Here is a 20480-nt window from a genome sequence, read left to right as displayed (position 1 = left end):
TGGAGAACACGTGCCGACCAGCGCGCTGCACCCGTTCCACCGCATCGATCAGCTCATACGCCGGCGGGCGCGCCCGAGACCCGACCGCGCCCCGCGCCCGCGCCGGGCCCGCGCCGCCCGGCTCGCCGCCTCCGCCACGGCCCTGCTCGCCCTCGGCACCCTGGGCGCCTGCACGGGAGCACCCGCCGCGAAGGGCCCCGCCACCGCCACCGGGTCCGGCCACCCCGCCGCGGTGACCGTGCGCAGTTGCGGCGCCGCCACGGCCGTGTCCACACCCCCGAAGCGCCTGGTCACCCTCAACGAGGGCGCCACCGAGGTCGCGCTGGCCCTGGGCCTCCAGACGCGGATGGCGGGCACCGCCTACCTCGACGACACGATCCCGGCCCGGTGGAAAGCTGCCTACGACTCCGTGCCGGTGCTGAGCAAGGAGTACCCGACCAAGGAGAAGCTGCTCGCGGCGCACCCCGACTTCCTCTACGCCTCCTACGCCAGCGCCTTCACCGGCAAGGTCGCCGGCACCCGGGCCGAACTGGATGCCGAGCACATCCCCTCCTACCTGTCGCCGTTCGGCTGCGCCGACAGCAAGCAGGTGCCGGCCGCGTCCTTCGCGGCGGTCTGGGGCGAGCTCACGGACGTCGCCAAGGTCTTCGGGGTGACGGCGCGGGCCACCGCCATCGAGCAGCAGCAGAAGAAGACGCTGGCCGGCCTGGCCGCCCAGGGCGCGGGCAGGGGCCTGAACGTGCTCTGGTACGACTCCGACACCAAGACCCCCTTCGTCGGCGCCGGCCACGGCGGACCGCAGCTCATCCTCGACGCCGTCGGCGCGCACAACGTCTTCGGCTCGCTGCCGGGCGGCTGGCAGAGCGTCAGCTGGGAGAAGGTGGCCGCCGCGAACCCGGACGCGATCGTCCTCGCGGACGCCGGTTGGGACACCGCGAAGTCGAAGATCGCCTACCTGGAGCACGACCCCGTGCTGAGCCGGCTGACGGCCGTCCGCAAGCGGGCGTTCGTCGTCGTACCGTTCTCGGAGTCGACGCCGGGCGTGCTCCTGGCCGACGGCGCCGCCCAGGTCTCGGCGGGACTGGCCAAGCTGCACCCCGCGTCGTGACGGCGGCCGACCCGCCCACCGACCGCCCGGCCGACCCGCCGGCCGAACGCCCGGCCGACCAGCCGACCGAACCGCTCACCGAGCGCTCGGCGGGACCGGGGCGCGCGGCGGGACCGGGGCGCGCGGCGGTGGCCCTCGCCGTTGCCGCCGCCGCGCTGCTGGCGATGTGCCTGCTCGGCCTCGCCGTCGGCTCGGTGCACGAACCGCCGCGGGTGGTGGCCGACGTCGTGCTGCGCCGGCTGGGCATGGGCGACCACCACGTCACGCTGCTGGACGACCAGATCGTCTGGCAGTTGCGGCTGCCGCGCGTGGTCGGCGCCGCCGCCACCGGCGCCGGGCTCGCGGTCTGCGGCGCCGTCCTCCAGACGCTGACCGGCAACGACCTCGCCGACCCGTACCTGCTCGGCATCTCCGACGGTGCCGCGGTCGGCGCGGTCACCGTGCTGGTGCTGGGCGTCGGCGCCTCCGGCGCGGCTGCGGTCCTCGCGCTGCCGGCGGCCGCCTTCGCCGGCGCGCTGCTCGCCGCCGCCGTGGTCATGGCCCTGGCCGGCGCGGGTTCGTGGGCGCTGCCGGGCAGCAGGACCGTGCTGGCCGGCATCGCGGTGGGGCAGATGTGCGCCGCCTACACCTCGTTCGTGGTGCTGATGCTCGGGGACCGGGACGCCGCCCGGGGCGTCATGGAGTGGACGCTGGGCTCGGTGGCCGGGGTGCGCTGGCACACCGCGCTGTTCCTGGCCGCGGTCGCCGTCGCCGGCACGGCGTTGATGATCGCGGCGGCCCGGGACCTGGACGCGTTCGCCTTCGGGGAGACTGCGGCCCGCTCCTTCGGGGTCCCGGTGGAACGCGTCCGCTGGCTGCTGGTGGGCACCGCCGCGCTGATGACCGCGTGCCTGGTGGCCGAGACCGGGGTCATCGGGTTCGTCGGCCTGGTCGTGCCGCACGTCGTCCGCCTGCTGTGCGGGCCGCGGCACACCGTCCTGGTGCCGGTGTCCGCGCTGCTGGGCGCCGCGCTGCTGGTCGGCAGCGACGTCGTGGCGCGGTCGGTGCTCCCCGACCGGGAGATCCCGGTCGGCGTGGTCACCGCCGGGCTCGGCGCGCCGTTCTTCGGGTGGCTGCTGTGGCGGCAGGGGCGCGGCGCCGCGGCGGGAGGACGGGCGTGACCGCGGGGCAGCCGGTCGCGCTGCGCTGCGAGGGAATCGCGGTACGGGCCGGCGCCGCCACCCTGCTGTCGGACGTGGGCCTCGGCTTCTCCCCCGGCCGGCTGACCGGGCTGCTCGGACCCAACGGCGCCGGCAAGACCACGCTGCTGCGGGCCCTGGCGGGCCTGCGCCGGCCCGACGAGGGCCGCGTCCTGCTGGACGGCGGGGACCTGTACGCGCTGCCGGCCCGCCACAGGGCGCGGCGGCTGGCGTTCATGGAGCAGCAGGCCGACACCGGGCTGCCACTGACGGCCCGTCAGGTGATCGAGCTGGGCCGGACCCCGCACCGCGGCCGGTGGCCGGTGCCGCCGGGCTCGGCGGCGGCCCGCGAGCGCGGCGCGGTGGCCGCCGCCGCGACCGCGGCGGCCGTCGGCGGCCTGCTCGACCGGAGCTGGTCGTCCCTGTCCGGCGGCGAGCGCCAGCGGGTCCAGCTCGCGCGGGCCCTGGCGCAGCAGCCCGAGGTGCTGCTCCTGGACGAGCCCACCAACCACCTTGACCTGCGGCACCAGTTGGGCTTCCTCCAGACGGTGCGCGGGCTGGGTGTCACCACGGTCGCGGCACTGCACGACCTCGAACTCGCCGCCGCCTACTGCGACGAGGTCGCCGTCCTGCTCGACGGCCGGCTGGTCGCCCACGGACCGGTGGCCGAGGTGCTGACCGCGGAGCTGATCGGCCGCGTCTACGGGGTGGACGCGACGGTGGAACGGCACCCCCGCCACGACCGGCCGCACGTCCGGTGGAACGGCGTGCTGCGTGAGGAGTCCACGTCGTGAACGGTGACGGCAGCGCCCTGGTCCTGGTCGGCATGTCCGTGCTGGAGGCCGGCCGCCGGGCCGAACTGCTGGACCGGGCCCGCCGGTCCGGGGCGACGATCGCGTTCCTCCAGCAGGGCGAGCCGTCCTTGTCGGCCGAACTGGCCCGGCTGGCCGACGCGGGGGCCGAAACGGTCGTGCTGGTCGGTGTCCGGTGCGGCGACACCGGCCCCGGCCCGTCCTGGCTGCGCCGGGTCGCCGCCCACTGGTGGCGCGAGCACGGCGGGCGCCGCCCGGACGTCCTGGTCGCCACCCGGCTCGCGGAGGGGCTGGACGCCGTGGACGCCGTCGCGTCCTCGGTCCGGCCGATCACCGGCGAGGAGCCCGGCCTGACCTCCACGGCGTGGGAGGAGGTGACCGGCCACCGGCACCAGGTCCTGGTGTGCCGCGGGCCGCGCTGCACAGCGAAGGGCGCGGACGCGACGCTGCGTGCCCTGGTGGGCGGGCTGGGCGAGCACGGCCTCGGCGACGACGACGTCCTCGTGGTGCAGACCGGCTGCCAGTTCCCGTGCAACCAGGCCCCCGTGCTCAGCGTGCAGCCGGACGACGTCTGGTACGGGCACGTGGACCCGGCCGCGGCCGGGACGATCGTGACCGAGCACCTCCTGGCCGGCCGGCCGGCCGCGGCGCACCGCCTCCCCCGGCGCCGGAGGACTTGACGGACCCGGGTGACTGACGAACGGGGACCACGGCGACCTGCGGCCGCGGCACCCGCGTCCGGGACCGGCCCGAACACGGCGCCGCCGCAGGTCAGTTCGCCCCGGCCACGCCGGCGTCGCCCGCGGCGAGCGCACGGAAGGTGTCGAGGAAGGCGCGCGCGATCACCGCGTGGCCGGGCAGTGCCGGGTGGACGCGGTCGCGGGCCCAGTCGGCGGGCACGGTGTGCGCGAGCACGCGGTCGAAGGCCGCCTGGACGTCGACCAGCGGCAGCCCCCGCTCGCGCGCCACCTCGCCGGTGGCGGCCACGTAACGGTCGGACTCGATCCGCCACGGGTCGGACCTGTCGCCCTCGATGAGGTAGGGGGTGGCGAGCACGACGCGGCAGCCGGTGGCCGCAACAGCCCGGTCCAGCAGCGCGGCGAGCGTCTCCTGGAACTCGCCGACGGGCACGGCCTCTTCGGTCTTGCCCTCCACGCCCCGCCAGCAGTCGTTGATGCCGATCTTCACGCAGAGCCAGTCCGGCCGCTCGTCCAGGACGTCGGCCTGCCAGCGCCCCGCGAGGTCGCGGACCGTGTTGCCGGAGATCCCGCGGTTGCTCCAGCGCAGCCCCAGTTCGGGTGCCTCGGCGGTCACCAGGGCCTGGATCAGGCTCACATAGCCGCCGCCGTACGGCGGCTTGTCCGTCAGGCGGCCGGCATCCGTGATGCTGTCGCCTATGAACAGCACGTGGCTGCCCTTCTCGAAGGGAAGCGTGATGTCAGCGGACATAGTGCTCGGCTCCTGTCAGTGCGCTCGGTTGGTGGTGCTGCCACGCGGTGCGGGGCCGTGCGGAATCCGGCAGCCGCCGGTGTACGCACGGCTCCCGGTCACGTCCACGTCGCGCGGCATCATCGCCGCAACCAGACCGTAGCGTGCGAACGTCCCGTCGTGGCAGGCGCACCAGGACGATACGAGGAGGTCACCGCCCTCGTGCCGCGCCCGTCGCACCGCGAGTGAGCGCGCCGTCGCCGGCCGTGAGGACACCGCGGCGCGATTGCCGGGCGGTACGGGCGGGCGCATGCTGGAGGCATGGCGTTCGAGGCCGCCCGCACGGGGGACCTGAGCGGTTGGGCGGTGAGCGAACCGGGCCCGATCGCTTCGGGGCCGCTGCGCCCGGTACGACGGGAAGTCCCGTCGCCCGGGCCCGGCGAGGTGCAGGTGCGGATCGAGGCATGCGGGGTGTGCCGTACGGACCTCCACCTGGCGGAGGGCGACCTGCGGCCGCACCGGCCACTGACCGTCCCCGGCCACGAGATCGTCGGCCGGGTGAGCGCGACGGGTGACGGGGCGAGCCGGTTCTCCGTCGGGGACCGGGTGGGCGGTGCGTGGCTGCGCGGCACCTGCGGGGTCTGCCGCTACTGCCGGGCCGGGCACGAGAACCTCTGCCCGTCCTCCGTCTACACCGGCTGGGACGCCGACGGCGGCTTCGCCGAGATGACGGTGCTGCCCGAGGCGTTCGCCTACCCGCTCCCCGGCGACGCCGACCCCGCGCAACTGGCGCCGCTGCTGTGCGCGGGCATCATCGGCTTCCGCGCGCTGCGGCGCAGCGCGCTCCCGCCCGGCGGTCGGCTGGGCCTGTACGGCTTCGGGGCCTCCGCGCACCTCGCCGCGCAGGTCGCCCTCGCCGACGGTGCGACCGTACACGTGCTGACCCGCTCCGCCGCGGCCCGCGAACTCGCCCTGGAACTCGGCGCGTCGTCCGCCCGCGACGCCTACGACGCACCACCCGAGCCGCTGGACTCGGCGATCCTCTTCGCCCCGGTCGGCGACCTGGTGCCGGTCGGACTCGCCGCCCTCGACCGCGGCGGCACCCTCGCCATCGCCGGCATCCACCTCTCCGACATCCCCGTGCTCACCTACGAGCAACACCTGTTCCAGGAGCGCGACCTGCGCAGCGTCACCTCCAACACCCGTGAGGACGGCCGGGACTTCCTCGCCACCGCCCAACGCGTCGGCATCCACGCCACCGTCACCCGCTACCCCCTCGACCACGCCGACCAGGCCCTCGCCGACCTCGCCGCGGACCGCGTCAACGGCGCCGCCGTCCTCATCCCACCCACCCCCACCTGAGCCGCGCGCCGGTCCGCGTGAAGTGCGGTTCGGCGCGCGGGGGTGCTACGCGAAGTCGTACGTGGTGAAGTCGGCGAGGGGGCGGAAGCCGATGCGGCGGTAGAGGCGGTTGCTGGTGGGGTTGGCCGCGTCCGCGAACAGGACGACGTCGGTCGCGCCCGCGGACAGTGCGGCGCGGCTGACCGCGACCGTCACGGCGGCCGCGTAGCCGTGGCCGCGCAGGCGGAGGGGGGTGTAGACGGGGTCCACGCGGATCTGGCCGGCGACCAGGGGCGTCCGGCCGGCCATGGCGACGGGGGCACCGTCCGGGGTCTCCCAGAAGGTGTACCGCTTGCCGGCGAAACGTGTGGCGGCCCAACCGGCGGCGTCCACGGTGGTCGCCTCACCGACGGCGTCGACGAACTCGCCGCACCAGCGCACGATGTGCTCGTGGTCCTGGTCACCCGCCTCTCGGGCCCGGCCCGCGGGGAGCGGGTGCGGCGGGGTGAGCGAGGCGAGGCGGTACAGGTGGAGCCGGCTGAGGGGTGTCGGTGTCGCACCGGTGTGCCGCCGCCAGGCTTCGGTGAAGGCGGTGGCGGTGTCGTGGTCCGCGCTGACGCCGGTGAGGACCCGGCCGGTTCCGGCCAGGTGGGCGGCGAGGGCGTCGGCTTGCTCGGGGGTGAGCGGGGTGAGGTTCAGCCGGCGGAGGAGGTGGAAGACCGCACGGCCCTCGCCCGCGCGCTCCAGCCACCCGAAGGCGGGTGCCTCGCCACCGAAGGCGGCCGCTCCGCGGGTTCGCAGCGTCTCCATGACGGTCAGCGGAATCGTGTGCAGGGCGGGGCGCGAGCGCAGGAAGTCCCCTGCGTGGCGGAGGAGTTCGTCGATGTCGTCGGTGAGGTGCCACTCGTCCGGACCCATGGTCCAGGGTCCCCCGTGGACGGTTTCGCGTGCAAGGTCCCGCCTGCACGGCCCCCGATGCACGGCCGCGCGTTCGGGGGTGGGCGCCCGCGCTGGGGCGGGCGCCCGGGGGAGGGGGTCAGGCGGGCGGGGTGGACGCGCGGCCGAGGTGGCGCACGAAGAAGCGGACCGCGCTGTCGGCCTCGAACCGCGGCAGCTCCTTGTGCCTGCCGGAGTTGACGTGCAGCGTCTTGTGCTGCGAGCCGAAGGCGTCGAACAACGCGAGGGCGGACGCGCGCGGGATGTGCTCGTCGTCCCACTGCATCGCGAACTCGATCGGTACGGTGATCCGCCGCGCCGGGTCGGCCAGGGCGTCGGGCCAGTGCAGCCCGAAGACCGCGGCGGTGATCCTGGGGTCGGTGGCCGTGAGGGGGACGCCGATCGCGGTGCCCATGTTCAGGCCGAAGTAGCCGACCGGCCCTGCCTCCCCGATCTCGGGAAGCGTCTGGAGCGCGTCCAGGGTCGCCCGCCATTCGGGCACGGCGCGTTCGGCCAGGTGGGCGTTGTAGCGGACGACGATCGGGCCCTCGGGCTCACCGGCCGCCCTCGCCCGGTACAGCTCGGCGATCTCCCGCTCGTCGTGCGCCGTACGCGGCCGGTCGCCGTGACCGGGCGCGTCGATGACGGCGACGTGGAAGCCGCCCTCCGCCACGAGGCGCAGCGCACGCCCCGACATCGCCGGTGACTTCTTGTGGTTGCCGCCTCCGTGCCCCATCAGGACCAGCGGCGCGCGTCCGGCGCCGGATGGCGGCGACCAGAGCACGCCGGGCACCCCGCCCACGGCGAAGTCCCGCTCCACCATGCCGTTCGACGACGACTGGGCGGTGAACTGCATTGCATACATAGGGTGTTGCCCTTCGAGAGTGCCTTGGGTTCGAGGCGCTCCCGGCGACACCTACGTCAATCGCCCGACCGTGACGAGCGGAGGGAGCACCCACGCGGATACAGCGTTCACGGGTCTCACCTCCTCGGCCGATGTCACGGTGCCCGGACGCTAACAGCCCTCGCGCGGCCTCGGCCACTCCGTTTCCGGGCCCGCGGAGCCGGGCGTCACCACAAGGTGGGGTCCTGTCGCGGGCCGGGGCCGCCGGGGAGGACGGGGGGCACCGCGACGGCGACCAGGGCGGGCCAGGTCGGGTAGTGCCCGGCGAGCGCGAGGAGCAACCGGGCGGCCGCGTAGGCGTCGTAGGTCGCGCGGTGGCGCTGCGCGGGGGCGGCCGTAAGGTCGAGGTGGAGATGGTCGATCAGGTGGTCGAGGGTGTACGACGGCAGGCCGGGCAGGGTGGTCCGGGCCAGCCGCAGCGTGTCGATGACGCCGTCGGGCGTCCAGCCGGGCAGGTGCGCGGACAGGGCGCGGTGGTCGACGTGGGCGTTGTGCGCGGCGATCCAGGCCGTGCCGAGCCGGCCCCGTACCTCTTCGGCGGCCCGGTCCCAGGCGGGGTGGCCGGCGAGGACGTCGTCGGTCAGGCCGTGCACCCGGGCGGCGCGCGGGGTCACGGGCCGGGGCGGGCGGATCAGCCACGCGCCGGCCGTGGCCGGGTCCGGCCGGCCGTCGCGGATCGGGAGGGCGGCGACCTCGACGAGGTCCGGCGGGGTGCGGCCGTTGCTCTCGACATCGACGACGAGCAGCGGGGGCCAGGCGGTGAAGTCCATGCCGTGATCGTTCCACTACGGCGGGTCGCCGTCGGCCGGAGCCGCGCGCGTCACCGGAAGGGGGTGGGGCCAACGGGCCAGCCGAGGTCAACCGGTCAACGGGGTCAACCGGTCAACGGGGTCAACCGGGTTCCCCGCAGCGGTCGTTGCTTCAACGGCTCCACCGGACTCCGCCGGGCTCCCGCGCCTCGGCCTCCAGCGGCCTCGCCGAACCCACCTCACAAGTCGAGCAGTTCCTCGTAGAACCCCCCGAACCCGCGCTCGCGGTCGACGAGATGGATCTCCAGAATCCAGTGCAGCAGCCGGCCCGCGTCGTCCGTGCGGCGCAGCGGCTTGCCGTTGGCGGGCACGATGTGGGAGTCGACGTCCGCGAAGTCGTCGTGTTCGGGCGGGAACGCTCCGACCAGGTGGCCGACGTGCCAGCCGCCGAGCTGCCACCCCGCGTCGGCCGCCAGCCGTTCGACCTCGGCGTAGAGCTGCCTGCCGGTGATCTCGGGGTCCGCCTCGAAGGCGTGCCGGCCCGCGGCGAACACCAGCGGCAGGTCGTCGCGCAGGCGGCGCTTGACGGGGTCGTCGCCGAGGACGTAGGTCCGCCCGAAGTCGGCCTCGAACTCCTCGAAGATCGGCCCGAAGTCGGCGAACGCGATGTCGTCCGCTCCGATGATCCGGTCCGGCGGGTTCTCGCGGTACGGCAGGAGGGTGTTGGGCCCGGACCGTACGATCCGCTTGTGCCAGTAGTGCGTGGTGCCGAACATCTCGTTCGCCAGGTCGCGCACCCGGTCGCTGACCTCGCGTTCGCCCAGGCCGGGGGCGACCAGGTTGCGGGTCTCGATCTCGGCGAACAGCAGTGCCGCCTTGGCCTGCGCGTCCAACAGCCGCGCCGCGCGCGTGGATTCGACCGTCACGCCGCCCACCGTAGGAGCGCCGCCGGCGCCCCGGCAACCGGATTGGCCCGCGCAGGTGGTCCAGCCGTCGTGCGTCCTGCCTCGGTGCCGGGTCGATCCCGAGCATGGAAGCGGATCAGGCCGTCGTCCACTCGATCGTCAGGCCACGCCCCTGGGTGCGGCCCGCCGCCGCTGCCGGCCCGCGCGTGGACGGGTCCAGCGGGTTCTCGCCGATCGCCGCGTGCGACGCCTCGTCCGGCTCGACGACCGCGACCTCGGCGCCGCCCGCGCGCAACTCGTCGACGGCCTGCGCCAGCGGCTTCTCGCTCGGCAGCAACTGGACGCTGCCCAGCGGGGAGAGCACCAGCACGCGGGTGGCGCCGGCGGCGTAGTCGGCGTTGTCGTTGGAGCGGACCCCGCCGTCGACGTACCCGCGCCCGACGATCGTCACCGGCGGCCACACGCCGGGCACGGCGCAGCTCGCCGCGACAGCGTCGACGAGGTCCACGCCCGACGTCCTGTCGAACACCCGCGGCTCCCCGCTCTCCGCGTCCACCGCGACGATCTTCATCGCGCGGGCGGGCCAGTCGTACGACGGCAGGCGGGACTCGATCACCGCGCGCCGCTCCGCCTCCGGCACGGTGGTGGCGCCCCGGGCGAACGCGCCCACCGCGCGCCGGATCTGCTGCGCGGTCGTGGCTTCCCGCAGCACGGCCTCGATCTGCGCACCGAAGCCCGCCAGGTCCACCTCGACCATGATCTCGGCGGCCTGCAACCGCGGCTCGACCTGCCGGGCGTACAGCTCCGCCAGGCTCAGGCCGCTCCCGAGCTGCGCCGCGACGGTCGAGCCCGCGGAGGTCCCCACGATCAGGTCGGCCGCCGTGGCGTCCTGACCTGCCTCGGCCAGCCCCGCCAGCAAACCGGTCATCCACGCCACCCCGGCGACGCCTCCGCCGCCCAGCACCAACGCCTCAGCCACAGCCATCCCCAGCCATCCCCTCGTCGGTCCGATCGCTCCCCCGCACCCTAAGGCGCCGCGGTGACCTCTCCGTTCCCGGCCTCTCCGTTACCGGCCTCTCCGTTGCCCGCGCGTTCGCGGCCGGCGCGTTCCTGACCGGCGCACGCGCCCGCGGTGTGTGGGGGCCGGGCCGCCACGGTCGGGTGATGTTTCGGCGCGGCGGTCCGGACACGGAGTGTTACCACTTAACTGCGCGTGGCGATCGCTACGTTGGGTGCATCGGGTCCTCCGGCCGCCTCCCTGACAGGTGCGGCCGGAGGGGCCGGCCTGGTGCGCGACCGGTCGTCCGCCGGCTCGACGAAGCACCGTTCCGCCATGGCGCGACGTCGCCGACACGGCCGGCAGGTGCGCCGGCCCTCGCAGCTAAGGAGAAAACCGTGATCTCGAAAGTCAAGAAGGTGGCGCGGTCCCTGGCTCTCGCGCTCGCCGCGGCCGCCACGCTCACCCTGGGCGTGCCCAGCGGCAACGCCTTCGCCATCAACCATGTCGAGTGCGTCGGCGGGGAGAACTTCCTGAAGATCTACTCGCACCTCAACGGGCAGCAGAGCGTGGACTGCTACGCGAACGCCGGGCGGACCAACTTCGGCGGGTGGTGGGTCGACCGGATCGTCACGGGCAACAACGACCTGATCTACTACGACGCCAACGGCGACTCGGTGAGGATCGATCGCTGGCACGACATCACGTTCCCGAACAACCCCCCGAAGGTCGCCTCCATCCAGATCCTCTGACGCGATCCTCCGACGCGACGATCTCCCCCGCGGTCCGACACGTCGGCGTCGGACCGCGGAACTCCCGTCCACACGGGCACCTCTGATTCGCGGTCCGATCCCCGCTAGGGTTCCCGGCTCGGCTTCCCGGATCAGTTTCCCGACTCGGGTCCCAACTCGGGTCCCGACTCGGGTCCCCCGGTCGATTTCCGGCCAGGTTGATGACGTCTTTACCCAGTGATGACCATTCACATCACTTCCCACTAGGGTCACTTCAGTTCCACAGCCCGGTGCCGCACGGTCGTCGTGCGGCGCTTCATCGACCTGTCGATTGGACTGGTGTGAAGTGACCCTCAAGTATCGCCATCTGCTCGGCCGTTCCCTGGCGACGGCACTCCGGAGCCGGCTCGCCGCCGCGGTGGGGGTGGTCGCGCTGCTGGCGGCCGTCCTCACCGGCACCGCCGCCGGCACGGCCAGTGCGGCGCCCCGGACGCCCCAGGCGGCACCGGTCGCCGCCTCCGCCCCCTCCGCCTCGACCCCCGAAGCCGCCACTCCGACGGACGTCACTCCGGCGGACGCCGGATGGGTCTGCCCCGGCACGCCCATACCGGATGGCTACGTGATCACCAGCCGCGCGGCCAACGGGTGCAACGGCGCCGGCGCCTGGTACATCCAGCCGGTGCAGAACGGCATCTGGATCTGCGCCACGTCACCGATCCCCACCGGCTACGTCCTGACCATGCACACCGCCAACGGCTGCAACGCCAACATCGACACCTGGTTCCTGGAACTGGCCCGCGACGGCCAGTACGTCTGCGCGGGCTCGCCGATCCCGACCGGCTACGTGCTCACCGGCCACATCAGCACCGGCTGCGGCAACATCGGCATCTGGTACCAGCAACTCGCCCGCGTCGGCGAGTACATCTGCCCCGGCGTACCCGTACCGCCCGGCTTCCGCACCGACGTCTTCAACGCGAGCATGTGCAGCGGCCTCGGGGGCTGGCTCCTCCTGAGCGCCTGACCCACCGAGCCCCACCGGAAGGCACCGCGCGCCCCCCGCGGTGCCTTCCTGCGTACGTACCCCGGGATTCGCCCCGCCTTCCCGGTGAACGCCCCCGCACGGGCCGGCGCGGACGTCAGCCGAGCCAGGCGTCGACGCCCTCGGTGGCCGCCGCGATCAACTCGGGCGGCGCGTCGCTGGTTTCGAGCGAGGCGCGGGCGATCGCGGCGAGCTGGTGGTCCGTGAGCCCGAGTGCCGTGCGGGCGGTCCGGTACTCGTCGGTGAGCGACGCCCCGAACATCAACGGGTCGTCCGTCCCCAGCGAGCACCGGACACCCGCTGCCAGCAGCCGGGGCAGCGGGTGCCGGGCCAGGTCGGGGACCAGACCCAGCACCCGGTTGGAGGTCAGGCAGACGTCCAGCGAGACGCCCCGCGCGGCCAGGAGTTCCAGCAGGGCGGGGTCCTCCACGGCGCGGATGCCGTGCGCGACGCGGGTCGCGCCGAGGCGGTCGACCGCCGCGCGGACGCTGTCGGGTCCGCGGAGTTCCCCGGCATGCGGTGCCGACGTCAGTCCTGCGGTACGGGCGATGGCGAACGCCTCCGCGAACTCCCCTGTGCCGCGGGCCCCTTCGTGACCGGTCAGCCCCAACGCGTGGACGCCGCGCCCCGCGTACCGCGCGGCGAAGCGCGCAAGCCGCACGGCGGCCGCGGGGGTCGCGTGGCGGGACACCGCCAGGGTCAGCCCGAACCCGACGCCGCAGCGCGCGCCCGCCTGCCGGCCCGCGTCGAGGACCAGGTCCAGGACGTCCTCCGGCGCTCCGAAGTGCGCGTAGGAGCGCGGGTCGAAGTGCGGCTGGACCCAGACGCCGCCGTCGGCCGCGGTGTCCTCCACCAGTTCGGTCACCACCCGCCGCAGGTTGGCGGGGCGGTCCGACGTCGCGTCGAAGGCCGCCGCGTAGACCTGCTGGAACCCCTCGAAGTCGGCGAACCCCCGCGGGTCGGGGGCCGCACGTCCGGCATCCGACGCGAGCTCCGCCAGCGTGGCCGGGCGCATGGCCGCCAGCAGGTGAAGGTGCAGTTCCGCCTTGGGCAGCGCCCTCGGGTCACGCCCCGACGCGAGCACCCCGGCCCCGGTTCGGGTCCACGTCCCAGCGCCGGGCTGCTCGTTCACCACGGCGCGACGCCGCCTGTCCTGATGCATCGGCCATCCCCTCCTGACGGGAGGACAGTAGGGCCGTCGGGGCTCGTCAGGCCAGGTCACCGCCATGGTCGGGATCGCCTGGGAGCGTTCCTGCGCCGCTCGGAGCGGAGCCGGCATCGGTCCCCACCGGCCGCACCGCGAACCGTTGCCCACACCCGCTCCACCGGCTGCCAAGGGCCCTTCCCGGCCGGCGCCCGGCCACCTTTGAGATCCGCGCGCCGCGAGAGCGTGCGATCGCCCGCGGCGGACGCCGGTGGACGCCGGTGGACGTCAGCCCAGTACGCCGGCGAGGGTGCGGGCGAGGACGGTGTCGAAGCGGTCGCGGGGTTTGCCGTGGGGCGGGGAAGCCGCGAGCAGCGCGGTGATGCGGGGGTGGTCGCCCGCGGCGGCGACGTGGTGGAGGTAGGCGGCCTGGCGTGCGGCGCCGGTGTCCGCGGCAGCCATCTCGTTCTGTACGAACAACGCGGTCAGACCGCTGAGCAGGGCGAACGCCTCGAACTTGCGCGCGGGGCCGGCCGGGTGGTCGGCGAGCACGTCGAGCACGTGCTCCAGGAGGTCGATCCCGTGGGGGCCGAGCGTGGGACGGCTCATGACCATGGCGGGCAGCCACGGGTGGCGGCGCATGATCTGCCGGGCCTGGTGGCCGATGGCGAGCAGATCGGCCTTCCAGTCGCCGCTGGCCGCGGGCAGGTCGTACTCGCTCGCGGTGCTGTCGGTCATCAGGTCGAGCAGGTCGTCGCGGGTGGCCACGTAGCGGTAGAGCGAGGCGGCGCCGGTGCCCAGAACCGACGCGACGCGGCGCATGGAGACGGCGTCCAGGCCCTCGCGGTCGGCCAGTTCCACCGCGGCGGCGGTGATCTCGGCGCGGCTGCGCTCGGCCGGGCGTCCGACCGCCGCCTGCTCCGGCCGCATCCAGATCACCGGCTCGTTCCGCCCTGCCACCGCCATCGCCACCTCCCGCGTTGCCGCCAGCCTATCTATCGCATACGCTGTTCGCGAACGACGTTTGCGAATGGGAGGGACGCGATGACGCGCTATGCGCACAACGGCGAGATCCGGATCGCCTTCGAGGACCTGGGCGGTGCGGGCGGCGACCCGCTCCTGCTGGTCATGGGGCTGGGGACCTCACGGTTCTGGTGGCCGGACGGCCTGGTGGACGAACTGCTCGGCCGCGGCTTCCACGTCGTGGCCTACGACCAGCGCGACGCGGGCGAGTCCACCCACCTGCCGGACCGGCGCGCCGGCTCGCCGTTCAAGGCCCTGCTGCGCCGCGACGCCCCCGCCTACGGCGCCGAGGACCTCGCCGACGACGCGGCCGCCGTCCTCGACGCCCTCGGCTGGCAGAGCGCCCACCTCTTCGGCCACTCGATGGGCGGACTCGTGGCGCAGCGCACCGCGATCCGCCACCCGAAGCGCGTGCTGAGCCTGATCACGTCCTCGGCCGTCCCCAGCGACGCGAAGGGCCTGAACGTCCTGCGCTACGTGCGCCTGTCGCTCCTGCCCCGGTTCTCCCGGCTCCACCACCCCGACACCCCTCAGGGCAACCAGGACCTGGCCGTCGCCGTCGCCCGCCTGCTCGCCGCGCCCGACCGGCACATCGACGAGCACGACGTGCGCGAGTTCGTGGACAAGGAGGCGGCGCACCAGGTCACCAGCTTCCGCGACGCGAAGGCGCAGAGCCGCCAGATCGGCGCGAAGTGGCACGGCGGACCGCTGGCCGGGATCACCGCGCCGACGCTCGTGCTGCACGGCGAACGCGACCCGCTGCTGCGTACGTCGGCCGCGCGCGCCATCGCCGCCGCGGTCCCCACCGCCCGCCTGCGCGTCGTACCCGGCGTCGGCCACTTCCTCTTCCGCGCCGACTGGAGCACCTACGCCGACGAGCTGCGCACGCACGCCGACCTGGCCCCCGCGCAACCGCAGTTCACCGGCCCGGTGGAACCCTGACACCGCGGCCGGACATCCCTCAGCTACTGCTTCCGGGCCCCGGACGATCCCCCGCCGCGACCGGTTCCGGCACGACCTTGATGCCGGGGACGGGCGACGGCAGCAGCAACAAGCTGCCCGCCGCGCCGCAGACACCCGCGATCAGCAGCGTCGGCCGCATGCCGATCCCCGTGGCCAGCCAGCCGCCGACCAGCGCGCCGAGCGGCCGGGAGCCGTAGTTGATCGAGCTGTAGGCGCCGGCGATCCGGCTGCGCAGATGGTCGGGGGTCACGGCGGCCCTGAGCGAGTTGTTGCCGATGTCGAAGAACATCACGCCCAGTCCCGACAGGAACTCCGTCGCGCCGAGCAGCAGGAAGCTCTTCCCGTGCGGGCCGCCCGCCAGGACGAGCAGCACCAGCGGGCTCGGGTACAGCGCGGCTCCCAGCATGATCGTCCGGCCGAGGCCGAGGACCCCGATGGCCCTGCGCGCCAGGACCGCGCCGGCCAGGCCGCCGACCGCGCCCGCCCCGAGGGCGAGTCCGATCATGCCCGCCGGCAGGCCCAGCACGCGGTTGGCGAACAGGATGACGATCGCCTGCGCGGCGTACATGAAGAAGTTCATCGTGGTCGAGCAGGCGAGGCTGGCGCGCAGCACCGGGTGCCGGAAGATGAACCGGGCGCCGGCGGCCATCCGCGTGCGCAACGGCAGGTGGGAGTCCGAGGCGGGCGGCAGCCCCTTCGTCCTGATCCGGCCGATCATGGTCGCGGAGAACAGGAAGGAGACCGCGTCCACGGCCGCCGCGACGGGCGCGGTGATCGCCTGGACGAGCGCGCCGCCCACCGCGGGCCCGACCACGTACGACAGCGAACGGCTCATGTTCAGCCTGCTGTTGGCCGCCACGTAGCCGGTCCGCGGTATCAGCGTCACGAAGAACGCCGGGTACGCGACGTCGAACACCGTCTGCCCCACCCCGGTCACCGCGCCGACGACATACAGCTGCCCGAGCCCGAGCGCGTGCGCCCCATAGGCGACCGGCAGGCTCAACAGGGCGGCGGCGCGCGTCACATCGGCCGCGATCATCATCAGCCGCTTGTGGGGGCGCGAGTCGATCCAGGCGCCGACGACCGGCGCGACGGTGTTCGGCAGCCAGATCAGCGCCGTCAGCAGCGCGGCCTGCCGGGCGTTCGCGTGCAGCAGTGCCACCGCGATGAGCGGCAGCGCCAGCTCGCTGATCCGGTCGCCGAACTGCGAAACGGTCTGGCCCGACCAGAAGATGGCGAACCGGCGGTCGGTCCGCGCGCCCGCCCCGGCGGTGCCCGGTGCCGCCGGCGCTACCTGATGCACGGGGACCGCCCCGGATCGGCAGCCGCGCGGGCCGCCAACTGCCGTACGAGCGGCGGCCGGTGGTCCTTCATCGCTCCTCCGCGGGGCTGGGCGGCGAGACCGTGACGATCCGGGTGAACTGCACGTGCCGGCTGCCGGGCGGGCGGGTCGACTTGTCGTCGATGGGACGCTCGTCGACGTACCGCTGGAGCAGGTCCGCCATCTGCCCGGCCACGTCGGCGAGTTCGTCGGCGGTGAGGTAGACCCCGGTGTGGTCGATGCCGGTGTGCTCCCGCCAGTTCGGCTCCTCCGCGGGCCGCTGCCGCTGCCACGTGGCGAGCTGGTCGAGGGCGCGTTCGGCGAGGAGTTGTTCGAGGACGCTCACCGCGGCATCGCCCTCCGGCGTGAGTTCGGCACCGCGCCACGACTGCGAGGTCGACACCAGCCGCCACGGCCGCTCGCGGTTGTCCTTGCTCGGCGCGGGCTCCACGAAGTCGTACTTGGCCAGTTGACGGAGGTGGTGCGAGGTCAGGGCCTGGCTGATCCCGAGCCGACGCGCGGCCTCGGCCGCGGTCATCGGTCCCTCCCTGCCGAGCAGGGCCCGCAGTTCCAGCCGGACGGGGTGCGCCATCGCGCGGATCGCCAGCGGGTCGTCCAGGAACCGTGCGCGCCGCGGATCTCTCTCCAAGGACATGCTTGGAATATGGGCCGCGCCACCGGCAATGTCAAGCATGTGCTTGGAATGTGCTCGGCCCCACTCCCCCGAGCGGCAACGCCGATGTCCGCACGCCGAGCCCCGCGAGGGCCGGCGGCAGCCGCCGCGCACCGCTCAGAACGTCGTGAACGCGACCTTTCGCCCCGAGGCGTCCAGGGGCTGGGGGTCCACCGACCTGGCACCCTTTCCGGGCCACGACGCCGGCTGGTACACGACCCAGTACCGGCCGTCCGGCAGGCCGTGCCCCTTCGGGAGCGGGTGGGTGGGGACGACCTCTTCGGTGGACACCCGCACTCCTACGGCCGCGTCGGGAACGGGTCCGTAGGAAGCGAAGGCGTTGCGCCCCGGCGCCTGGCCGCCGCCGTAGTACCCGCCGGAGTCCGAACCGTCGAAGCCGCACGCACCGTTCGCCCACGGCAACGTCGCGGAGTGGTCCGGCCCCCGGGAATCGTCAAGGCTCATACAGAAGCTGCCGTCCTGATCGGCGTCGATGTAGGCGTCCAGCTGCCAGTGCACACCGCCGGTGACGTACCTCTGCAGCACCGTGTAGTGATCGCCCACGCGATACGGCGAGTTCGGGTCGTGCCGCTGCCCGTCGCAGGCAGTGGCCATGACCATCGCCATGACGGCCACCGCCACCGTTGTTCGCGCCGAACGAGCCGACATGCGCAAGCCCCCCCAGGGCGTCGAGAAACCCCCGCGATCTTCACAGCTCTCTCACAGGGGCTACAAGGCGGCGCCGGTAAAGGTTGGGAAAACCCCGCCGGGCGGCGTCACCCCTGCGGGATCGGCTGGGTGAGGTTCACCGGGTTGCCGTCGGGGTCCCGGATGTGGGCGACGCGCTGTCCCCACGGCATGTCGTTGGGGCCGCCGCTGACCGAGCCGCCCAGCGCCACCACCCGGCCGAGCGTCTCGTCGACGTCGTCGACAGCGATGCTGAGCAGAATCCGCGGCGCCGCCCCGGTCTCCGCGTCGTCCTTGGCCACCAGCCCGAGGTCGGTGTCGCCGATGCGCAGGCCGAGGTAGAAGGCGGGGCCTTCCGCCGGCACCCGGAAGACCTCCTCGGCGCCGAACAACCGCGTGTAGAAGCCGAGCAGAACGTCCTGGGCGGCGGTCAGGATCACCGGCTGGATGGTGGACATGGCACTCCTGTCGAGAACGGTCGAGTCGTTGGGTGGACCGTCCGAGGACGGCGAACTCATCGGCAGGACCGGACCGCCGCCCGGCTGCTTCACGAAGGCGCGGCTCCACCCGCGACAGCGTCGTACGGCCCGGCGCTCAACTGAGCATCGCCCCGGGCGCGGACCGCCTGACCAGGAGGTCGGTGACCAGGGCGAGGGCGGGCCAGTCCAGGCGGCCGTGGCGCGCGACGGCGTACGCGCGCAGTTCGACGTCGGGAGCGGCGAGCGGGACGAGCCGCACCGCGGGGAGCGTGACCGTCCCGACGGGGAGCAGGCCCACACCGAGCCCGGCGGTGATCATGGCGCGCACGAGGTCGAGGCTGTCGGCCTGGTGGGTGATGCGCGGGGTGAAGCCCGCCATGGAGGCGAGGGTGCGGATGACGGTCTCGTCCGCGGTGTCGCGCGAGTTGACGATCCAGTCCTGCCCGGCGAACCGGGCGAAGACCTCCGCGGCCGTCCCTTCTCGGATGTCGGCGTGCGCGGGGACGCCCAGACCCCAGCGCGCGGTCCACAGGGCGGTGGCGCGCAGCACGGGGTCCTCGGCCGCGGGCGCCAGGGTGTAGTCGTAGGTCAGGGCCAGATCCGTCGCGTCCTCGGCCAGGAGCCGCAGCGCCTCGGCGGGTTCGTGTTCGCGGACCAGGACACGGAGGCGGGGATGGCTCGTGGCCAGGGCCGTGACGATGGGCAGCAGGTGGGCGCGGATGGCGGTGGCGAAACCCGCGACGCGCAGGGTACCGGTGGGCTCCGCTCCCGGCGCGAGGTCGTGGTGCGCCGCCTCGACGGCGGAGAGGATCGTCACCGCGTGCTCGGCCAGCCGGCGTCCCGCGGGCGTCAACCGGACCAGGCGCCCGTGCGGTTCGGTCAGCGCGGTGCCCATGTCGTCGGCGAGGGCGGCGATCTGCTGCGAGACGGTCGAGGTGGTCGTGCCCAGGACGTCGGCCACCGCGCGCATGGACCCCAGCCGGGACAGCTCCACCAGCATCCGCAGTCGTCGTGTCTCCATCCCTGGATTGTCGCGGATCGGCGAACGGTTCATTCACGATCGGCACGTGGACACGAACGGTCCGGCCATCATGTACTCGGGTGCATGAGCCTGCCGAACCACCGCGCCACCGGTCCGCGCCTGTCCGCGTCCGCGACCGGAGCCCTGATGGCCGTGACCTCCATGTCCGCCGTCCAGCTCGGGCTCGCGCTGTCGGTTCCGCTGGTCGACCGGCTCGGCGCCCTGGGCACGACAGGGCTGCGTATGGCGTGGGCCGGTGTGCTCCTTCTGGTGCTGGTGCGGCCCCGCCCGCGCGACTTCACCGGCCGCGACCTGCGGGCGTGCACCGCGCTGGGTGCGGTCAGCGCGGGCATGATGATCTGCTTCATGCTCGCCGTGGCGCGGCTGCCGCTCGGCACGGCCAGCGCACTGGAGTTCCTCGGCCCGCTGGCCGTGTCCCTCCACGGCTCCCCCCAGGGTCCGAGCCGTGGCCGTATCCGCTGGGCGGCCATGGCGGCCCTCGGTGTCGTCGCGCTGACCGAACCCTGGCACGGGGGGATCGACGCGGCCGGCGCGGGTTTCGCCGTGGCCGCCGCGTCCTGCTGGGCGGCCTACATCCTGCTGACCCAGCGGGTGGGCGACTCCGTGACCGGCCTCGGCGGACTGGCCGTCTCCATGCCCGTCGCCGGCCTCGTCGGCCTCCTCGCCGCGGCGCCCTCCGACCTGGCGCACGTCACGTGGAGGCTACTCGCCGCGATGCTGGGGCTGGCCGCCCTGAGCGCCGCGTTGCCCTTCGCCCTCGAGTTCCTCGCCCTGCGCCGCCTCACTACCTCCGCCTTCGGCACCCTGATGAGCCTGGAGCCGGCCGTCGCGCTCCTCGCCGGCCTGCTGGTGCTCGGCCAGATCCCCGCGCTCGCCTCCGCGGCGGGCGTCGCCCTCGTCGTGACCGCCGGCATCGGCGCCACCCGCACCGGCGTCCGCCCCTCCCCCGCGCCCCCCGAACCGCACCACGCCCTGACGCCCACCACGGCCAGCTCGCCCTCGGGCTGAACCCCACCCCGT

Annotated in this window: 22 protein-coding genes; 9 read left to right on the top strand and 13 right to left on the bottom strand. The window is 74.1% G+C overall.

What is annotated here, in order from left to right:
* The first annotated feature begins 10 nt into the window (after positions 1-10).
* From OG896_RS32190 to OG896_RS32175, 4 genes are read left to right on the top strand one after another with little or no spacing between them, the layout of a single operon-like run.
* A complete protein-coding gene (locus OG896_RS32190) occupies positions 11-1108 on the top strand; it encodes an ABC transporter substrate-binding protein (protein WP_329370953.1) in 1098 nt (365 codons plus the stop codon).
* Positions 1105-2268 carry a FecCD family ABC transporter permease gene (locus OG896_RS32185; RefSeq protein ID WP_329370951.1) on the top strand — a complete coding sequence of 388 codons (1164 nt, stop codon included), beginning with the start codon at positions 1105-1107 and terminating at the stop codon, positions 2266-2268. The genes OG896_RS32190 and OG896_RS32185 overlap by 4 nt, the downstream gene beginning before the upstream one ends.
* Positions 2265-3080: an ABC transporter ATP-binding protein gene (locus OG896_RS32180; protein WP_329370949.1), complete on the top strand. Its 816-nt coding sequence runs from the start codon at positions 2265-2267 to the stop codon at positions 3078-3080. The genes OG896_RS32185 and OG896_RS32180 overlap by 4 nt, the downstream gene beginning before the upstream one ends.
* Positions 3077-3778 (top strand): (2Fe-2S) ferredoxin domain-containing protein, encoded by a 702-nt coding sequence (locus OG896_RS32175; RefSeq protein ID WP_329370947.1) that lies wholly within the window; start codon positions 3077-3079, stop codon positions 3776-3778. Before OG896_RS32180 ends, OG896_RS32175 begins: the two co-directional genes overlap by 4 nt.
* Positions 3779-3869: 91 nt before the next feature.
* Here OG896_RS32175 and OG896_RS32170 read toward each other — a convergent pair whose 3' ends face one another.
* The gene (locus OG896_RS32170) at positions 3870-4547 is read right to left on the bottom strand and encodes an SGNH/GDSL hydrolase family protein (RefSeq protein WP_329370945.1); all 678 of its coding nucleotides are present in this window, start codon (positions 4545-4547) and stop codon (positions 3870-3872) included.
* Between the two features lie 300 nt (positions 4548-4847).
* On the opposite strand from OG896_RS32170, the gene OG896_RS32165 reads away from it, so the two are divergent.
* Complete coding sequence (locus tag OG896_RS32165; RefSeq protein WP_329370943.1) at positions 4848-5888, top strand: zinc-binding alcohol dehydrogenase family protein; 1041 nt, start codon at positions 4848-4850, stop codon at positions 5886-5888.
* 45 nt (positions 5889-5933) lie between these two features.
* Here the strand turns inward: OG896_RS32165 and OG896_RS32160 are convergent, their stop codons facing one another.
* The 5 genes from OG896_RS32160 to OG896_RS32140 form a co-directional block, all read right to left on the bottom strand.
* Entirely contained in the window at positions 5934-6785 is an 852-nt protein-coding gene (locus OG896_RS32160) for a GNAT family N-acetyltransferase (protein ID WP_329370941.1), read from the bottom strand.
* A gap of 118 nt (positions 6786-6903) precedes the next feature.
* Positions 6904-7668 (bottom strand): alpha/beta hydrolase, encoded by a 765-nt coding sequence (locus OG896_RS32155; protein ID WP_329370939.1) that lies wholly within the window; start codon positions 7666-7668, stop codon positions 6904-6906.
* A gap of 206 nt (positions 7669-7874) precedes the next feature.
* Positions 7875-8477, bottom strand: a complete 603-nt coding sequence (locus OG896_RS32150; RefSeq protein WP_329370937.1) for a 3'-5' exonuclease — start codon at positions 8475-8477, stop codon at positions 7875-7877.
* Positions 8478-8695: 218 nt separating this feature from the next.
* Positions 8696-9382, bottom strand: coding sequence for a M24 family metallopeptidase (locus OG896_RS32145; protein WP_329370936.1), 687 nt, complete (start codon positions 9380-9382; stop codon positions 8696-8698).
* Between the two features lie 115 nt (positions 9383-9497).
* Entirely contained in the window at positions 9498-10346 is an 849-nt protein-coding gene (locus OG896_RS32140) for a patatin-like phospholipase family protein (RefSeq protein ID WP_329370934.1), read from the bottom strand.
* A 410-nt stretch (positions 10347-10756) separates the two neighbouring features.
* On the opposite strand from OG896_RS32140, the gene OG896_RS32135 reads away from it, so the two are divergent.
* On the top strand, positions 10757-11110 hold the full coding sequence (locus tag OG896_RS32135; protein WP_329370932.1) for a beta/gamma crystallin domain-containing protein: 354 nt from the start codon (positions 10757-10759) through the stop codon (positions 11108-11110).
* Between the two features lie 325 nt (positions 11111-11435).
* The gene (locus OG896_RS32130) at positions 11436-12110 is read left to right on the top strand and encodes a hypothetical protein (RefSeq protein WP_329370930.1); all 675 of its coding nucleotides are present in this window, start codon (positions 11436-11438) and stop codon (positions 12108-12110) included.
* A gap of 115 nt (positions 12111-12225) precedes the next feature.
* Here the strand turns inward: OG896_RS32130 and add are convergent, their stop codons facing one another.
* Both add and OG896_RS32120 read right to left on the bottom strand, forming a co-directional pair.
* A complete protein-coding gene (add, locus tag OG896_RS32125) occupies positions 12226-13290 on the bottom strand; it encodes an adenosine deaminase (RefSeq protein WP_329370928.1) in 1065 nt (354 codons plus the stop codon).
* 270 nt (positions 13291-13560) lie between these two features.
* A complete protein-coding gene (locus OG896_RS32120; RefSeq protein WP_329370926.1) occupies positions 13561-14238 on the bottom strand; it encodes a TetR/AcrR family transcriptional regulator in 678 nt (225 codons plus the stop codon).
* Between the two features lie 78 nt (positions 14239-14316).
* On the opposite strand from OG896_RS32120, the gene OG896_RS32115 reads away from it, so the two are divergent.
* On the top strand, positions 14317-15237 hold the full coding sequence (locus tag OG896_RS32115) for an alpha/beta fold hydrolase (protein WP_329370924.1): 921 nt from the start codon (positions 14317-14319) through the stop codon (positions 15235-15237).
* 19 nt (positions 15238-15256) lie between these two features.
* Here the strand turns inward: OG896_RS32115 and OG896_RS32110 are convergent, their stop codons facing one another.
* The 5 genes from OG896_RS32110 to OG896_RS32090 all read right to left on the bottom strand — a co-directional run bounded on the left by OG896_RS32110 (position 15257) and on the right by OG896_RS32090 (position 19439).
* Positions 15257-16561 (bottom strand): MFS transporter, encoded by a 1305-nt coding sequence (locus tag OG896_RS32110; RefSeq protein ID WP_329370922.1) that lies wholly within the window; start codon positions 16559-16561, stop codon positions 15257-15259.
* 67 nt (positions 16562-16628) lie between these two features.
* Positions 16629-17234 (bottom strand): ArsR/SmtB family transcription factor, encoded by a 606-nt coding sequence (locus OG896_RS32105; protein ID WP_329370920.1) that lies wholly within the window; start codon positions 17232-17234, stop codon positions 16629-16631.
* A 135-nt stretch (positions 17235-17369) separates the two neighbouring features.
* Positions 17370-17921 (bottom strand): hypothetical protein, encoded by a 552-nt coding sequence (locus OG896_RS32100; protein WP_329370919.1) that lies wholly within the window; start codon positions 17919-17921, stop codon positions 17370-17372.
* A gap of 107 nt (positions 17922-18028) precedes the next feature.
* Positions 18029-18397, bottom strand: coding sequence for a VOC family protein (locus tag OG896_RS32095; protein ID WP_329370916.1), 369 nt, complete (start codon positions 18395-18397; stop codon positions 18029-18031).
* A gap of 136 nt (positions 18398-18533) precedes the next feature.
* Positions 18534-19439: a LysR family transcriptional regulator gene (locus tag OG896_RS32090; RefSeq protein ID WP_329370914.1), complete on the bottom strand. Its 906-nt coding sequence runs from the start codon at positions 19437-19439 to the stop codon at positions 18534-18536.
* An 84-nt stretch (positions 19440-19523) separates the two neighbouring features.
* Between OG896_RS32090 and OG896_RS32085 the strand changes: the two genes are divergently transcribed.
* Positions 19524-20468: an EamA family transporter gene (locus OG896_RS32085; protein ID WP_329370912.1), complete on the top strand. Its 945-nt coding sequence runs from the start codon at positions 19524-19526 to the stop codon at positions 20466-20468.
* Positions 20469-20480 lie beyond the last annotated feature (12 nt).

The organism is Streptomyces sp. NBC_00669, assembly GCF_036226785.1.
GTDB lineage: Bacteria > Actinomycetota > Actinomycetes > Streptomycetales > Streptomycetaceae > Actinacidiphila.
Note: the sequence above shows the minus strand (reverse complement) of the source record. Positions and strands in the feature narration are given on the sequence as shown.

Bases quoted from the DNA above. Each gene is read 5' to 3' on its own strand.
- OG896_RS32170 (WP_329370945.1), bottom strand. From the start codon at position 4,547: ATGTCCGCTGACATCACGCTTCCCTTCGAGAAGGGCAGCCACGTGCTG.
- OG896_RS32165 (WP_329370943.1), top strand. From the start codon at position 4,848: ATGGCGTTCGAGGCCGCCCGCACGGGGGACCTGAGCGGTTGGGCGGTG.
- OG896_RS32160 (WP_329370941.1), bottom strand. From the start codon at position 6,785: ATGGGTCCGGACGAGTGGCACCTCACCGACGACATCGACGAACTCCTC.
- OG896_RS32155 (WP_329370939.1), bottom strand. From the start codon at position 7,668: ATGTATGCAATGCAGTTCACCGCCCAGTCGTCGTCGAACGGCATGGTG.
- OG896_RS32150 (WP_329370937.1), bottom strand. From the start codon at position 8,477: ATGGACTTCACCGCCTGGCCCCCGCTGCTCGTCGTCGATGTCGAGAGC.
- OG896_RS32140 (WP_329370934.1), bottom strand. From the start codon at position 10,346: ATGGCTGTGGCTGAGGCGTTGGTGCTGGGCGGCGGAGGCGTCGCCGGG.
- add (WP_329370928.1), bottom strand. From the start codon at position 13,290: ATGCATCAGGACAGGCGGCGTCGCGCCGTGGTGAACGAGCAGCCCGGC.
- OG896_RS32120 (WP_329370926.1), bottom strand. From the start codon at position 14,238: ATGGCGGTGGCAGGGCGGAACGAGCCGGTGATCTGGATGCGGCCGGAG.
- OG896_RS32115 (WP_329370924.1), top strand. From the start codon at position 14,317: ATGACGCGCTATGCGCACAACGGCGAGATCCGGATCGCCTTCGAGGAC.
- OG896_RS32105 (WP_329370920.1), bottom strand. From the start codon at position 17,234: ATGTCCTTGGAGAGAGATCCGCGGCGCGCACGGTTCCTGGACGACCCG.
- OG896_RS32100 (WP_329370919.1), bottom strand. From the start codon at position 17,921: ATGTCGGCTCGTTCGGCGCGAACAACGGTGGCGGTGGCCGTCATGGCG.
- OG896_RS32095 (WP_329370916.1), bottom strand. From the start codon at position 18,397: ATGTCCACCATCCAGCCGGTGATCCTGACCGCCGCCCAGGACGTTCTG.
- OG896_RS32090 (WP_329370914.1), bottom strand. From the start codon at position 19,439: ATGGAGACACGACGACTGCGGATGCTGGTGGAGCTGTCCCGGCTGGGG.
- OG896_RS32085 (WP_329370912.1), top strand. From the start codon at position 19,524: ATGAGCCTGCCGAACCACCGCGCCACCGGTCCGCGCCTGTCCGCGTCC.